Origin of the sequence: Aquibacillus saliphilus (genome assembly GCF_020404745.1) — a bacterium.
In the GTDB taxonomy this organism is placed as follows: Bacteria; Bacillota; Bacilli; order Bacillales; family Amphibacillaceae; genus Aquibacillus; species Aquibacillus saliphilus.
On the sequence record NZ_JAIZAP010000013.1, the window covers coordinates 1 to 13,747 of the forward strand.

Consider the following 13,747-nt stretch of genomic DNA (forward strand, 5'->3'; position numbering starts at 1 on the left):
AATCCTCAATGATTTCTGCTTCTCTTGGCATCTTATCACCACCTTTATCGATTGATTTTTTATTAAAATCATTCTACTCTTAATCGATTTAGGTGTCCAAAGGAATAAGGGGGCTTAAAAGAAAGAGCAAAGATTCGCCCCAAACTCGCACTTATTCGCCTTTATAGTAGTCGTTGGCAACTTGCCTCCGACTGGAATACTTGGTTAATTTTGGGCCGGCAACTGTAGCGCACTTTACATCTTTCATGTCAAAAGCAACAACTATTCTCGGTGAGACTAGTAACCGCAGTTCCACTCATGATCTTCATCACCTTAAACAAATGGAAGAGGTAATAAACAGAGTGTAGGAAAATTTCCTACACTCTTCTAGTTTTTATGATTTTGTTTTTTCCGAAAGCTTCGCGGATTGGATCAATTGATAAATCGTTTCCCTGTCAACCTTATGCAAAAGATCAACGATTCTGCTGCCAACGACAACTCCGTCACAGCTTTTCGTTAGTTCCTCTACATGCTCAGGTGTCGATACGCCAAATCCTGCTAATATAGGAACCTCACAAATATCTTTCAACTCACTTAAATGCTGTGCTAGATTTTCTTTAAATGAAGTTCTCGCTCCAGTCGTGCCAGTAACAGTTACCGCATATAGAAATCCTTCCGTTCGTTTTGCTATTTCTACCAAACGCTCTTTTGGACTTGTTAATGCAGCCAAACGGATTAGGGCGATATCATACTGTTTCAAGTCATCAACAATAATGTTTTCTTCTTCAAGTGGTAAGTCTGGAATAATAAGTCCATCAACTCCTGCCTCATCACAAGCCTTAGCAAATTCGGTGACTCCATAGGCATAGATTGGATTGATATAGGTCATCAAAACGACAGGTATATCTCGACTACCCTTAAATTTTTTCAACTCTTCTAACACTGACCTTAAACTCACACCATTTTCTAGTGCCCGAAGACCTGCAGCCTGAATTGTCGGTCCATCTGCGACAGGATCCGAAAATGGAATCCCTAACTCAACAACAGTCGCTCCACTATCTTCTAAGAAATTCAGCTGTTCCTCTAAATTTTCTAAACCACCGTCACCCGCCATAATATAGGGAACAAATGCTTTATTGCCGTTTGATAATACACGATCGAATGCTTGACTCATTTTCTTTTTACCCATTCGATTCACCTCCAAGTGCATCTCTTACCGTCTCTACATCCTTATCACCGCGACCTGATAAACAAACAACAAGTAGTTGATTAGGATCCATTTGATCAGCTAGTTTCATCGTATAGGCAATCGCGTGTGCACTTTCAAGAGCAGGAATGATTCCTTCCGTTTTCGACAACACCTGCAAAGCTTCGATTGCTTCTTCATCTGTAATTGAATCATAAATAACTCGGTCAACCTCTTTTAGATGACTGTGTTCAGGTCCAACACCAGGATAGTCTAGTCCAGCTGAGATTGAGTGAGCTTCCTGAATCTGTCCGTTTACATCCTGAAGCAAGTAAGTCATCGTGCCATGCAGAATCCCTGCTTTACCATCCGTTAATGTAGCTGCATGCTTGCCAGACTCTATTCCAGAACCACCGGCCTCTACACCATAAAGCTTCACTTCTTTATCATCAACAAATGGATAAAACATTCCCATCGAATTACTTCCTCCACCAATACACGCAACAACAGCATCCGGTAATTTTCCTTCTTGATCTAACACTTGCTTTTTCGTTTCGATGCCGATTACACTTTGGAAATCCCTAACTATTTGCGGGAAAGGGTGTGGTCCAACGACAGAACCAATAATATAATGGGTATCCTCTACGTTACTGACCCAGTAGCGCAGTGCCTCATTAACAGCATCCTTTAGTGTGCCACTCCCTTGGTCAACGCTCTCAACTCTCGCTCCGAGCAGTTCCATGCGAAATACATTAAGCTTTTGTCTTCGGATATCTTCTTTCCCCATAAAAATAACACATTCTAATCCTAACAACGCACAAACAGTCGCAGTCGCAACGCCGTGTTGACCTGCTCCAGTCTCGGCCACCACTTTCTTCTTACCCATTCGAACGGTTAACAGCGCTTGGCCTACTGCATTATTTATCTTGTGTGCCCCAGTGTGATTAAGATCTTCTCTTTTCAGATAAATCTTTGGCCCACCGAGCTGTTTTGAAAATCTTTCCGCATAATAAAGAGGAGTCTCTCTTCCTACATACTGTTTAAAATAATAATCCAACTCTTTAATAAACTCTGGATCGTCCATTGCTTTTTTATAGGCATTTTCAAGTTCGATAACGGCTGGCATTAATGTTTCAGGTACAAACCTTCCGCCAAATGACCCATAATGCCCCTGACTACTTGGTTGCTGGTATGTTTTCAATTTATATCACCTTTCTTCGCCTCAGTAATAAAAGTTGCTATTTTTTCTAGATCCTTTATTCCTTCTGTCTCAACACCACTAGATACATCGACACCATCAGGACCAACTTCTGTTATCGCCTGCCTGATATTATCTACATGTAGCCCACCTGCAAGAATTACCTTTTGACCGATGTTTGGTAGGTCCTTTACTAAGTTCCAATTAAATGTTTCACCGTTTCCACCCCGATATTTACCGGCAGGACTATCAAGTAAATAATAATCACAACTATAATTCACTAACTTTTCTAGATCACTCGATGATGTTATTTGAAAAGCTTTAATGATTGGATAGCTAATTTGTTTGCAAAATTCAGGGGTTTCATCACCGTGTAATTGCACATAGTCAAGGCCTACATCATCTGCCAGTTGATTGACTTTCTGCGCCTGTTCGTTAACGAATACACCAACTTTTTTAACAGTAGCAGGGATAGTTTCAGCAATCCTTTTAGCGTCTCGGCCATCTATTTTTCGTTTACTATCGGCAAACACAAAACCGATGAAATCTGCCCCTGATTGAACAGCTTGTTGTGCCGCCGCTTCTGTTGTGATACCACATATCTTTACCTTCATTGTCTTTACTCTCCCTAAAACGGAATTCGTAACTGCTCAAATGTTTGTTTTAAATCTCCAGATCGCATCATGGTTTCCCCAACCAAAATCCCTTTGACACCGGATTTCTTAATCCGTTCAACGTCAGCAGTTGTTCGGAAGCCACTTTCGCTAATTAATAGTACATCTGGGTCAGTTATTTCTTGTGCAAGCTGTTCAGTAATTGCTAGGTCAACCTCAAATGTTTTTAAATTTCGATTGTTAACGCCGATAATTTGGGCACCTATATCTTTTGCAACTTGCAATTCCTCACTGTTGTGTACTTCAAATAAGATCTCTAGATCCAAGCTTCTGGCATAATTATATAATTCTTTTAATCTTTCTTTCGGCAAGGCTGCTGCGATTAGTAAAATAACACTTGCTCCGTAATCACTAGCACGATCAATTTGTATTTCATCGATGATAAAATCCTTATTTAATATTGGGATCTCAACTGCTTTTCTAACTGCTTGCAAATCTTCCATTGTTCCTTTAAAAAAGGGGTTATCGGTTAAAACAGATATCGCTTGAGCTCCATACTCCTGATAATCGCTTGCCTGAATGCTAGGGTTAACACCTTCATTTATAATTCCTTTCGATGGTGATGCCCGTTTAATTTCAGCAATAATATTCATTCGATTTGATGTCATAAAGGTTTCATACAGCGATCTTTTTTGATAAATTGCTTGATACTTTCCGGGTTGATACGTTTCTTTAAGTCTAGCTACTTCCTTCTTTTTTTCTGTTAATATATCATCTAGTATCGTCATGATTACACCCCTTGTTTTACCTGATTGCTATAATCAACTAATTTCTCTAATTTTAGTAACGCTGCCCCAGAATCAATGCTTTCTTTAGCAATTGCAACACCTTCCTGGACAGTTTTCGCTTTTCCATTCGCAAAAATTCCAAGTCCTGCATTAAATATGACGGTATCACGGAAAGGACCTTTTTCTCCCTTTAATACAGCATGAAGAATATCTGCATTCTGTTTCGAATCTCCACCTTTAATTTTCTCATTATCGTAAGTAGGCAAACCTACATCCTCAGGTGTTAAAGTAAACTGGATTAACTCTCCTCTTTCTAGTAGGACGAGGTGATTTTCCCCTGCTAAAGATGCTTCATCCATGTATCCTGCACCATTAAGAATTAATGCTCTCTTTCTACCAAGCTTGTGGAGTACGCTTGCCATTCGTTCTAACATATCACGACGATAGATTCCTAAAAGCTGTGTGCTAAGTTCTACTGGGTTAGTAAGTGGCCCTATTAAGTTAAATATCGTTGGTATTTTTAAATCCGTTCTTACCTTCATCATACGCTTCATGGCTGGATGCACATTTGGTGCAAATAAAAAGGCAATTCCATTTTCTTTTAAAATATGATGGGTTTGCTCGCTCGAGAGCGTCAAGGAAACACCAAGATGTTCTAATACGTCAGCACTCCCTGTTTTACTAGAGACACTACGGTTCCCGTGTTTTGCAACAGTTAATCCTGCACCAGCAATGACAAATGCTGATGTAGTACTAATATTAAAGCTTTGTGAACCATCCCCGCCAGTTCCACAATTGTCCATCACATCAATTAGACCCTTTGGTAAAGTTAATGATTTTTCACGAATAACATTTACTAAACCTGTGATTTCATCAGCACTTTCCCCTTTAACCTTCAAACCCGTTAAAAAGGCGCCTATTTCTGTATCTGAGGTACCTTCAGCAAACATCATTCTCGTCGCTTGCTCCATTTCATCGACACTCAGCGCTTGATGGTTAGTAACCTTATCAAGATATTGTCTCATATGATCTCTCCTTTTTAATCTCCATAAAAAAATTATTAAGAATTGTTTTTCCTTCTTTTGTTCCGATTGATTCAGGATGAAACTGCAATCCATAGATAGGTAATTGTTTATGTTTAATGGCCATGATTTCATCATCATCGATTGCTACTGCGGTTATCTCTAATTCATCTGGGACTGTATTTCTTTTTATCGAGAGCGAATGGTATCTCATCACTTCTAGAGATTGTGCTAAACCTTTAAAAACTTTGTCATCTTGGTGGTTTAATTGCGACGTTTTCCCATGCTTTATTTGCTTGGCATGAATAATCTCTGCGCCAAATGCTGCACCAATTGCTTGGTGGCCTAAGCATATTCCTAGAATTGGAATTTCCTCTGAAAGCTGTTTAACAACGTCAATACAAATGCCCGCTTGTGTTGGTGTTCCTGGACCAGGCGATAAGATAATCGCTTCTGGATTCAGGTCGTTAATTTCATCAATGGTGATTCGATCATTTCGAAATACCTTTACTTGTTTACCTAATTCAGAAACATATTGGTACAAGTTATATGTGAATGAGTCGTAATTATCGATTAACAAAATCATTTGTATTAACCTCCAATAAAGACTTCGCTTTATTTAGTGTTTCTTGATACTCCGATGCGGGGTCTGAATCATAAACAACACCCGCTCCTGCTTGCACATAGGCATGCTTATCTTTGATAACTAGTGTACGTATCGCTAAAGCAAGGTCAACATCACCGTTGATATTGATGTAACCGACAGCCCCTGCATAGACACCACGTTTTTTGTTTTCTAATTTATTAATAATTTGCATCGCTCGTATTTTCGGGGCACCGGATACTGTTCCAGCTGGCAATGTTGATATCAGTGCATCTACCCCGCTATAGTCACTCGTTAAGGTTCCTTGTACTTCAGACACGATGTGCATAACATGTTGATATCTTCCGATTGCCATGTACTTTGGAATCGTAATACTCCCTATTTCGCAAACACGACCAAGATCGTTTCTACTTAGATCAACTAGCATTTTATGCTCAGCAAGCTCTTTCTCATCAGCAAGTAAATCATCTGCTAGCTCGATATCTTCCTCATTTGTTTTTCCTCTTGGCCTAGTACCCGCAATTGGGTTTGTGAATACCTGTTTGCCATCCGTTTTAATCAAACTTTCTGGCGAGGCTCCTAGTACAATATAGTCGTCGAAATCTAAATAAAACATATATGGTGATGGGTTGGCTCTGCGCAAGCTTCGGTAAAAAGTGAATGGATCGACATCAAAGCTTGCTTTCATTCGTTGCGAAAGAACAACTTGAAAAATATCTCCATCCGTTATCTGTTGTTTCGCCGTCTCAACCATTTCCATAAACGTTTGCTTGTTGATTGAAGGTTTAAAAGTAACATCGATAGGTGAATGCCTTTCTTGATTTTGATCAGCCAATAAATCTACCTTCATCGCTTCTAAGCTATTTTCTAATTCCTGATCCGTTCGTTCACCATCCAAATTAATAACAATTAACGAGACAGCTTGCTTTAGGTGATCAAAAACAATTACATCTTGATAGAACATTAAATGAATTTCCGGCATTTCAATTTCATCATCGTTGAGTTCACCAATGTCTTCGTATTGACGGATCGCGTCATAACCGATATACCCAACTGCACCACCGTAAAAGGCAAATGGTAATGGTAATTCGTGCTGTGGAAGATGCTTCTTCAAAATATCCAACGGCTTGCCCTGCTCTACTTCTTCAGTACCCTCTTTAACGTTGATAATTGTTGTCTGGTTACCATCACCAATCACTTCTTTAAATGGATTTACACCGATGAAAGAATAACGACCCTTCTCCCCACTATTCGCAGAGCTTTCTAACAAAAATTTCTTATTCCCTTTAACCCGGTTAAACACAGATATTGGAGTTAAGACATCTCCATTTAGTTGAATACTTTTGTAATTGACCGATGGCATTGTTCTAGTCTCCTTTACCATTTCATTTAAGTATTAAAAAATCCCCTATAAACGCATGAACATGCGTTTATAGGGGACGGATATTTTACCGCGGTACCACCACTAATTGAAGGGAATTTCCCTTCCACTTTAGCCCGGTAACGGTGGGAATCCGTTTCTCCTTACTAAATAGCTTAAGCTACTTCATTTCAGGAGACCTCTCATAAGTCCATTCTGCCTATTTATCATACCGGTTTTCCAGCACCACCGGCTCTCTAGAATGAATCAATTGGCATACTAATCTTAAATCATCGATTTGAATTTATTATTTTAGATACAAAAAAAGCTCCACATCCGAAAAGGACGAGGAAACCCGTGGTACCACCTTAATAGCTGCAGAACAGCTCACTTTAGCAGTATCAAGTAAATATACTTAATACCTGCCTCTTGTAACGATGAGGCGTTTCGCCAAAGCCTACTGTTGTCTTTAAAAGTTCGGTTTGGAGGCTCAAAAGTCCATTCATTCATAACCCCTCACTGGTTCACAGCAACCACCAGCTCTCTTTAGAGTTGTTAAGAACTACTATTCTTCATCTTCGCCATAACGTATTTGATATTGGTTATTATCATAATATGCACGTATTCGTTTGTCAATGCTAAAACGCAATAAATTTTAAATTTTCTAAAACTTCAATTAACTAATTGATTGGTTGATTACCATGGAAAACATCTAAGATAAACTGACGCTCAGGCACTTTTAACTTATTATAGGACTTTAAAAAATCATTGTTATCATAAGCAATTTGATGGAGGTTAACTTTGATATCATCACCATCAATAGTAACCGTCCCGAAACGTGCTGTTGGTTGATCATGACATCCTAACGAGCCAGGGTTTAAGAATATTGATTGGTTATTTGAAAAGTGATGGACAGGATGATGATGGCCAAAGCAAATTAATTGTTGATTACTTTTTGTAAATAGCTTTTCCATATTTTCCAGTGATGGTTCGACTATCGTACTAAAGGGGTCATCACTAATATGTTTATTTATCTTTCTCTTTTCGATATGATAATGAATAAAAAATAGTGACTTGTTATTAACTGTTTTGTTTATAAAGCGCGGTAGTGTAGCTAATTTCGAGATATAGGCTTTATCAATTCGGCTTGCGATCCAATCGTGGTGTGGATAAATATGCAAGTGGCTTCTTGGATATTCTTGTTCATTTACTAGCGCAAGCACTGCTTCATCGTGGTTGCCTGTTATCATCGATAAATCCGTTCTAGCAAATAGAATTTCTAGTACTTGGTTTGTATCTGGACCAATAGCAATCATATCTCCCAAACAATAAATATGATCAATATCTCCACGATTATCAATCTCTGCTAGAACCGATTGTAGTGCCGGTGCGTTACCGTGAACATCAGTGATTACAGCAAATCTCATCGAACTTCCCTCCACTAGTCTATAACTTTATCCGTGCAATTTCTTCTAGATTCCAAGAAGCTTTAATATTCATTGGATAAACAAAATTCTTACTTTTACCTGATAAACGTCTGCTAGTAATATCTACTGATTGTGAAAACCAAAATGCTTGCCAGATAAACTTCGAGCAATAATTGGAGGCTATATTATCTAAATAAGGATGAAAAATATATTTATTAACAATCTCAATATTTTCACTTGCCCAAATAGCTGCATGTTCCGCACCTTTTCTAGGACGGTAGACTGTCATTACTCCGCCAAACTTATGTCTGGATAAGTATGCTTTGAGAGAATCTGTGAAACCACCTCTTGGATGAGAGTGATGGACTGCTAAATCAGGCCCAACTATTCCGACATGGCCAACCAGAAAGGTCGACCAGCCTTTTGAAGAATAGAGAATATCCCCAGCAGTTATCACTTGATTGGTCTGGGGATAGGTATTTCTTTTATAATTTTTATTATCTGTTGTTGAATGATCCATAAATTTTCACCTGACTGCTTTTACATTTCTTTACGTTCAATTTTTCGATCAATTCCCTTTTCAATGATCTTCAAATACTGACTATCTTTCGGCGCTACAAAAGTAATCGCCATACCATCATCACCCGCCCGGCCAGTTCTACCAATTCGGTGAATGTAGCTTTCAACATCTTCAGGTATATCATAATTAATGACATGCGTCACACCTTCAACATCAATTCCTCTAGCAGCAACATCTGTTGCGACCAAGTACTGGGTTTTCATCATCCGAAATCGTTTCATTGCTTTTTCTCGTTTCGATTGGGATAGATCGCCATGTAATTCATCTGCTAAATAACCATTTTTTTGTAATGCTTGATTCAACGTCATTGTTCTTCTTTTCGTACGACAGAAGATAATCGCTAAAAACGGTCTGTATTCATCAAGTGTAGCCATTAGCTTGGCTTGTTTCTCGCGATCCGTTGTTTCTATTACTACTTGGTTCACTTCGTCAACAGTTATATTTTTCCCTTTAACACGAATGTCTTTTGGTTTATTTAGATAGTTTTTAGCAAGATCTTTCACTTCCTTAGGCATTGTTGCAGAGAACAGCAATGTTTGTCTTTCGGAAGGCAATTCATCCATAATTGTTTCTACCTCTGGCAAAAATCCCATGTGTAACATTTGGTCTGCTTCATCTAATACAAATGTAGACAGACGACCTAAATCTATTGTCCCTCTTCGAATGTGATCAAGTAACCTTCCTGGTGTCGCAATCACAATCTGAACATTCCTTTTCAGTTTCTTTAATTGACCTTCGATGTCCTGACCACCGTAAACCGCTAGCGTGCGTATATCCTCATTGGTTTTAGTCAATTTGTTTAACTCTGCTGTAATCTGCAAAGCAAGCTCACGAGTAGGAGTTAGTACTAAGGCTTGGACATTATTTTTCTCAGGATCAATCATTGCCAGAATTGGTAATAAGAAGGCTAACGTTTTGCCTGTACCTGTTTGTGCTTGGGCAATGACGTCACTTTTCGTGAGAATTTCCGGTATTGTTTTTTCTTGTATAGGTGAAGGCTCTATGATTCCGTCTGACTTTAAAATTTCACTTAATTCTGTTGTTACTCCTAAGGAAGTAAAGTTGGACAATTATTCCACCGCTTTCTATCGCTTTTCGTTTTAGTGTTACCTAGTTTTAGCAGAAATTGCCCCTGCTATTATATTATACTAAAACTCGCTTATTTCTTCTTCAATTGATTCACCTAGATGACGACCAGGTTGGTCTGGATAACAAAGGATAGAATCACCGACCTTAAGATTATCAATTGATTTTTCCGATTGCTCAGCCGTTAAAATATGTACACTATCGGAATCCTGTAGTGTAGCAGAAATTTCCGTTCCTTGATAGTGACAAACGACACGAAGAAATTGTCTTTTCTCAATTTTAACTCTCCCAACGGCCACCTTTCTCGTTTGTCCATTTTTCAGTACAAGAACTTCTAAGCCAGGCTTAACTTCCGATAAGTATGTTGTTTTCCCATCACCTAGATATAAGTATTGATGAAGCGCACCGCAGTTAACTCGAAATGGTCTAGCTGGATATGTTTCTGTCGTTCTATTTTCAGATAAAACAGCAATATATCCGTTTCCTGTGTTTCCTACCAATATACCTTCATCTGAATTTAACTGATCGATAAAATCGATACAAACCCGGGAACCTTCACCGATTGGTTCGACTGATTTTACCTCCGCTTCTACTAATTGATGTTTCACTTTATCCCTCCAAGAATACAATCTATACTATAACAGAGAAAAAAACGTTATTTTTTAAAATTTCCTAATAATTACTATAGTAAATGATAGTCCATATCATATACAATAGAAACAGATTTGCCAAACAGGAGGAAAGATATATGAGGAAGTTATTGGTGATTTTATTTCTTCTTTTAATTACTAGTTTTAGCTTTGTAGGATTTGTAACAGCTTCAGATACCGATGATATTAAAATTGAGCAACAGCAACCTTCCGATAATAATATGCAAGTTTTGCAATAAAATAGATTGTAAAGAACAAAAGCGTAGGCGCCGGAGCTGGATGTGGCTATCTTAGGAATTAATTATCCACCCGAAACCAATTTCATAATTTCCTAGCAAGAACAAAAGCGGAAGCAATAAAAAATTGCTTCCGCTTTTTATATTAATCTAGTATTGTTACTTGAACTGACTTTACGCCCCATTGAAATGCTTCATCTTTAGTTGGAACGTGAATATCAATTTTATTTCCCTTAATCGCTCCGCCTACGTCACCAGCAATTGCCTCGCCATAACCTTCGACGTGAACCTTAGTACCTAGTGGAATCACACTCGGATCAACTGCTATTACTTTTTTATCTCGATCATTATTTAAGTCAATACCAGTTGCGGTGACTCCTGAACAACCTGTGCATTCAGCAGTATAGGCTGTTGCGGTCATAGTAAGTTGTTGATTACTAGTTTCAGTTGTCTCCGCTTTTGTTTCGACCTTATCAGCTTCTTTGACTTTTACGTCTTGTTCCACAGTTTCCTCTTTTTGTTGATTCTCTTCTACATTGACAGTAGACACGTCTGATTTAATTGTTAACTCTTGTCCAATCAAAATTAAGTCTGATGTTAGTTCATTCCAATCCTTCAAGTCATCAACCTTAACCTGATAATCAAGCGCAATTTCGCTTAGCGTGTCTCCTTTTTCTACTACATATTGTTCTTCTATATCTAACTGTAGCATTTGCTCAGGGTATATTATGTCTGTGTCTAATTGGTTTGTTTTTTTGATATGATTTACAGAAATCTGATGCTCTTGGCCAATCTGCCAGAGACTATCACCTTTTACTACTTCATACTCTTTCGCAGATGCTGGTAATGCAGCCATACCGACTATAGCAACACTCATAGCAAGTGATACAACTGTTTTTTTCATCTGTTTTCCCTCCTTATTTTCTCACAAGCTCAATCCTAACATAGCGTCCGCACCCTTGTGGTTACAGACGAATTAAAAATCTATTACAAAGGTTACCAAACTACGTTAGACTGTCATATTTGTCATTGTGGGGCAACATTCACTAGATTTATACATACTTTCGTTAAATTTCTGAATTTTCTTTTATTAAAAAGACTAAGTTCAGGCTAATTTAGGTTTTAGCATAACCATGTAAAACAAGAAAAAAGGATGGAACAAAGTCCCATCCTAACTCAGATACTAATAAGGTTTTCCATCTCGTCCTTTTTCTTCTGCCTCTTGAACAGCATCCGCTGCACCTGTACTTCCCATCGGTGAACCACCATGTTTAGGTAGTTTTCCTTTTGTTGGAGTAATTTCTTCACTATGCTCGGTATCCATCGAGCCACCGTGATTCATATCCATCTTTAAACCTTCAGCGACTCGTCGTCCATAATCTTCATCACATTCTGTAAACATATCCACCATCTTTTGTTGAATTCTTGGATCACAGGGTTTTAATGTATTTACTAAGTTATTGATTAAATCATCTCGTTCCCAGTCCTGATGGTTGCGGTATGTTTCACCGGCTTGGAGAAAGTCATTCTTCTTGTCAATTGATTCACGAGTTAAATATCCCTCGACATAAGGCTGAAAATAATTGCCTCTTGCTTTTGTTTCACTTAAACCATCGATTGTTGACGGCTCATAGTTAATATGAGGATTAGCAGAATCTGGTCGGTCTACGTTATAAGACATCTGCCCACCTTCTTGATTAGTAGCAATATGTTTTTTCGCTGCGTTGATTGGCAATTGTAAATAGTTAGCTCCCACTCTGTAACGCTGGGTATCCGAATACGAATAGGTACGACCTTGTAGCATCTTATCATCCGAAAAATCTAGTCCATCAACAAGCACTCCCGTACCAAATGCCGCTTGTTCAATTTCATTAAAATAGTTTTCCGGGTTTTTATTAAGCACCATCTTCCCAACTTTTAAAAACGGGAATTCATCCATTGGCCAAAGTTTTGTATCATCTAATGGATCAAAGTCCAACTCAGGGTGCTCTTTATCCTCCATGATTTGCACAGAAAGTTCCCACTCTGGATAGTTGCCTTCTTCAATTGCCTCATACAAATCTTGGGTTGCATGGCTAAAATTTTCTGCTTGAATCTTATTTGCATCTGCCTGTGTTAAATTCTTAATTCCTTGTTTCATTGGCTCCCAGTGGTACTTAACGATAACTGCTTCCCCTTCTTTATTTACCCAACGGTATGTATTCACCCCTGATCCTTGCATCTGGCGATAGTTAGCTGGAATTCCCCATGGTGAAAATAAGAAAGTAATCATGTGAATCGCTTCAGGAGTATTACTAATAAAGTCAAAAATTCGCTCACCGTCTTGAACGTTTGTTACTGGGTCGGGCTTAAACGCATGGATAAGGTCCGGAAATTTTATCGCATCGCGGATAAAGAAAATTTTTAAATTGTTGCCGACTAAATCCCAATTTCCATCATCCGTATAAAATTTAACCGCAAATCCACGAGGATCTCTAGCTGTTTCTGGGGAAGAATTCCCATGTGTCACAGTAGAAAAACGAACCAAAACAGGCGTCTTTTTACCAGCACCTGAAAACACTTTTGCACGGGTATATTTCTCAACCGGCTCTTCTCCTACCTTGCCATATGTTTCAAAATAACCATGAGCCCCTGCTCCCCGAGCGTGGACAACACGTTCTGGAATTCGTTCGCGGTCGAAATGTGAAATTTTTTCTAAAAACTCATAGTTCTCTAGTGTCGACGGTCCTCTATTACCTACAGTACGCACGTTTTGATTATTTCGAATTGGGTGTCCTTGTCGATTCGTTAATGTTTTCTCATTTTCATCCGCCGCAAAACGTTTATCATTTGCCCCACCTGGTCCATTTTCCTTTTTATTCTCATCTTTATTCAAAAAATCCCTCCTAAGACAAATATTCCTAATTACTATTTGTCTAGGAGGGGAATTTTATTCAGAATTAGAACTTTTTGTACTGGGAAATCCACATTTTCCTTACTACATATCAGTTGAATCAATCATGATTTGTTACGATTGA

At 38.5% G+C, this 13,747-nt stretch carries 14 protein-coding genes and 2 other annotated features; of the genes, 1 reads left to right on the forward strand and 13 read right to left on the reverse strand.

From position 1 onward, the window contains the following. Nucleotides 1-373 precede the first annotated feature (373 nt). From trpA to LD272_RS13685, 11 genes are all read right to left on the reverse strand, one after another. Nucleotides 374-1,168 carry a tryptophan synthase subunit alpha gene (trpA, locus tag LD272_RS13635; RefSeq protein WP_226037166.1) on the reverse strand — a complete coding sequence of 265 codons (795 nt, stop codon included), beginning with the start codon at nt 1,166-1,168 and terminating at the stop codon, nt 374-376. Beyond that, nucleotides 1,161-2,366, reverse strand: a complete 1,206-nt coding sequence (gene trpB, locus LD272_RS13640; RefSeq protein ID WP_226037167.1) for a tryptophan synthase subunit beta — start codon at nt 2,364-2,366, stop codon at nt 1,161-1,163. Before trpB ends, trpA begins: the two co-directional genes overlap by 8 nt. Further along, a complete protein-coding gene (locus LD272_RS13645) occupies nt 2,363-2,977 on the reverse strand; it encodes a phosphoribosylanthranilate isomerase (protein WP_226037168.1) in 615 nt (204 codons plus the stop codon). The genes trpB and LD272_RS13645 overlap by 4 nt, the downstream gene beginning before the upstream one ends. A gap of 14 nt (nt 2,978-2,991) precedes the next feature. Next, complete coding sequence (gene trpC, locus LD272_RS13650; protein WP_226037169.1) at nt 2,992-3,765, reverse strand: indole-3-glycerol phosphate synthase TrpC; 774 nt, start codon at nt 3,763-3,765, stop codon at nt 2,992-2,994. Nucleotides 3,766-3,767: 2 nt separating this feature from the next. Then, nucleotides 3,768-4,790, reverse strand: coding sequence for an anthranilate phosphoribosyltransferase (gene trpD / locus LD272_RS13655; RefSeq protein WP_226037170.1), 1,023 nt, complete (start codon nt 4,788-4,790; stop codon nt 3,768-3,770). After that, nucleotides 4,774-5,373: an anthranilate synthase component II gene (locus tag LD272_RS13660; RefSeq protein ID WP_226037171.1), complete on the reverse strand. Its 600-nt coding sequence runs from the start codon at nt 5,371-5,373 to the stop codon at nt 4,774-4,776. The genes trpD and LD272_RS13660 overlap by 17 nt, the downstream gene beginning before the upstream one ends. After that, nucleotides 5,354-6,754, reverse strand: coding sequence for an anthranilate synthase component I (trpE, locus tag LD272_RS13665; protein WP_226037172.1), 1,401 nt, complete (start codon nt 6,752-6,754; stop codon nt 5,354-5,356). Before trpE ends, LD272_RS13660 begins: the two co-directional genes overlap by 20 nt. A gap of 69 nt (nt 6,755-6,823) precedes the next feature. Continuing rightward, nucleotides 6,824-7,054: a binding site (T-box leader), on the reverse strand. A gap of 35 nt (nt 7,055-7,089) precedes the next feature. Continuing rightward, nucleotides 7,090-7,339 (reverse strand) — a binding site (T-box leader). 92 nt (nt 7,340-7,431) lie between these two features. Further along, nucleotides 7,432-8,178, reverse strand: coding sequence for a metallophosphoesterase family protein (locus tag LD272_RS13670; RefSeq protein WP_226037173.1), 747 nt, complete (start codon nt 8,176-8,178; stop codon nt 7,432-7,434). A gap of 19 nt (nt 8,179-8,197) precedes the next feature. Next, the gene (locus LD272_RS13675; protein ID WP_226037174.1) at nt 8,198-8,698 is read right to left on the reverse strand and encodes a C40 family peptidase; all 501 of its coding nucleotides are present in this window, start codon (nt 8,696-8,698) and stop codon (nt 8,198-8,200) included. A gap of 20 nt (nt 8,699-8,718) precedes the next feature. Beyond that, entirely contained in the window at nt 8,719-9,828 is a 1,110-nt protein-coding gene (locus tag LD272_RS13680) for a DEAD/DEAH box helicase (RefSeq protein WP_226037175.1), read from the reverse strand. A gap of 78 nt (nt 9,829-9,906) precedes the next feature. After that, nucleotides 9,907-10,452: a 3-dehydroquinate synthase II domain-containing protein gene (locus LD272_RS13685; protein ID WP_226037176.1), complete on the reverse strand. Its 546-nt coding sequence runs from the start codon at nt 10,450-10,452 to the stop codon at nt 9,907-9,909. A 140-nt stretch (nt 10,453-10,592) separates the two neighbouring features. Between LD272_RS13685 and LD272_RS13690 the strand changes: the two genes are divergently transcribed. Further along, nucleotides 10,593-10,733 (forward strand): hypothetical protein, encoded by a 141-nt coding sequence (locus LD272_RS13690; RefSeq protein ID WP_226037177.1) that lies wholly within the window; start codon nt 10,593-10,595, stop codon nt 10,731-10,733. Between the two features lie 142 nt (nt 10,734-10,875). On the opposite strand, the gene LD272_RS13695 is transcribed toward LD272_RS13690, so the two are convergent. Both LD272_RS13695 and LD272_RS13700 read right to left on the reverse strand, forming a co-directional pair. Beyond that, nucleotides 10,876-11,634, reverse strand: a complete 759-nt coding sequence (locus tag LD272_RS13695) for a 3D domain-containing protein (protein ID WP_226037178.1) — start codon at nt 11,632-11,634, stop codon at nt 10,876-10,878. 279 nt (nt 11,635-11,913) lie between these two features. Then, complete coding sequence (locus LD272_RS13700) at nt 11,914-13,605, reverse strand: catalase (protein ID WP_226037179.1); 1,692 nt, start codon at nt 13,603-13,605, stop codon at nt 11,914-11,916. Nucleotides 13,606-13,747 lie beyond the last annotated feature (142 nt).

What these genes read in the sequence shown, in the direction of transcription:
- LD272_RS13670 (WP_226037173.1), bottom strand. Translation starts at nt 8,178, where the DNA reads ATGAGATTTGCTGTAATCACTGATGTTCACGGTAACGCACCGGCACTA.
- trpA (WP_226037166.1), bottom strand. Translation starts at nt 1,168, where the DNA reads ATGGGTAAAAAGAAAATGAGTCAAGCATTCGATCGTGTATTATCAAAC.
- LD272_RS13695 (WP_226037178.1), bottom strand. Translation starts at nt 11,634, where the DNA reads ATGAAAAAAACAGTTGTATCACTTGCTATGAGTGTTGCTATAGTCGGT.
- LD272_RS13660 (WP_226037171.1), bottom strand. Translation starts at nt 5,373, where the DNA reads ATGATTTTGTTAATCGATAATTACGACTCATTCACATATAACTTGTAC.
- trpE (WP_226037172.1), bottom strand. Translation starts at nt 6,754, where the DNA reads ATGCCATCGGTCAATTACAAAAGTATTCAACTAAATGGAGATGTCTTA.
- LD272_RS13645 (WP_226037168.1), bottom strand. Translation starts at nt 2,977, where the DNA reads ATGAAGGTAAAGATATGTGGTATCACAACAGAAGCGGCGGCACAACAA.
- LD272_RS13675 (WP_226037174.1), bottom strand. Translation starts at nt 8,698, where the DNA reads ATGGATCATTCAACAACAGATAATAAAAATTATAAAAGAAATACCTAT.
- trpD (WP_226037170.1), bottom strand. Translation starts at nt 4,790, where the DNA reads ATGAGACAATATCTTGATAAGGTTACTAACCATCAAGCGCTGAGTGTC.
- trpC (WP_226037169.1), bottom strand. Translation starts at nt 3,765, where the DNA reads ATGACGATACTAGATGATATATTAACAGAAAAAAAGAAGGAAGTAGCT.
- LD272_RS13690 (WP_226037177.1), top strand. Translation starts at nt 10,593, where the DNA reads ATGAGGAAGTTATTGGTGATTTTATTTCTTCTTTTAATTACTAGTTTT.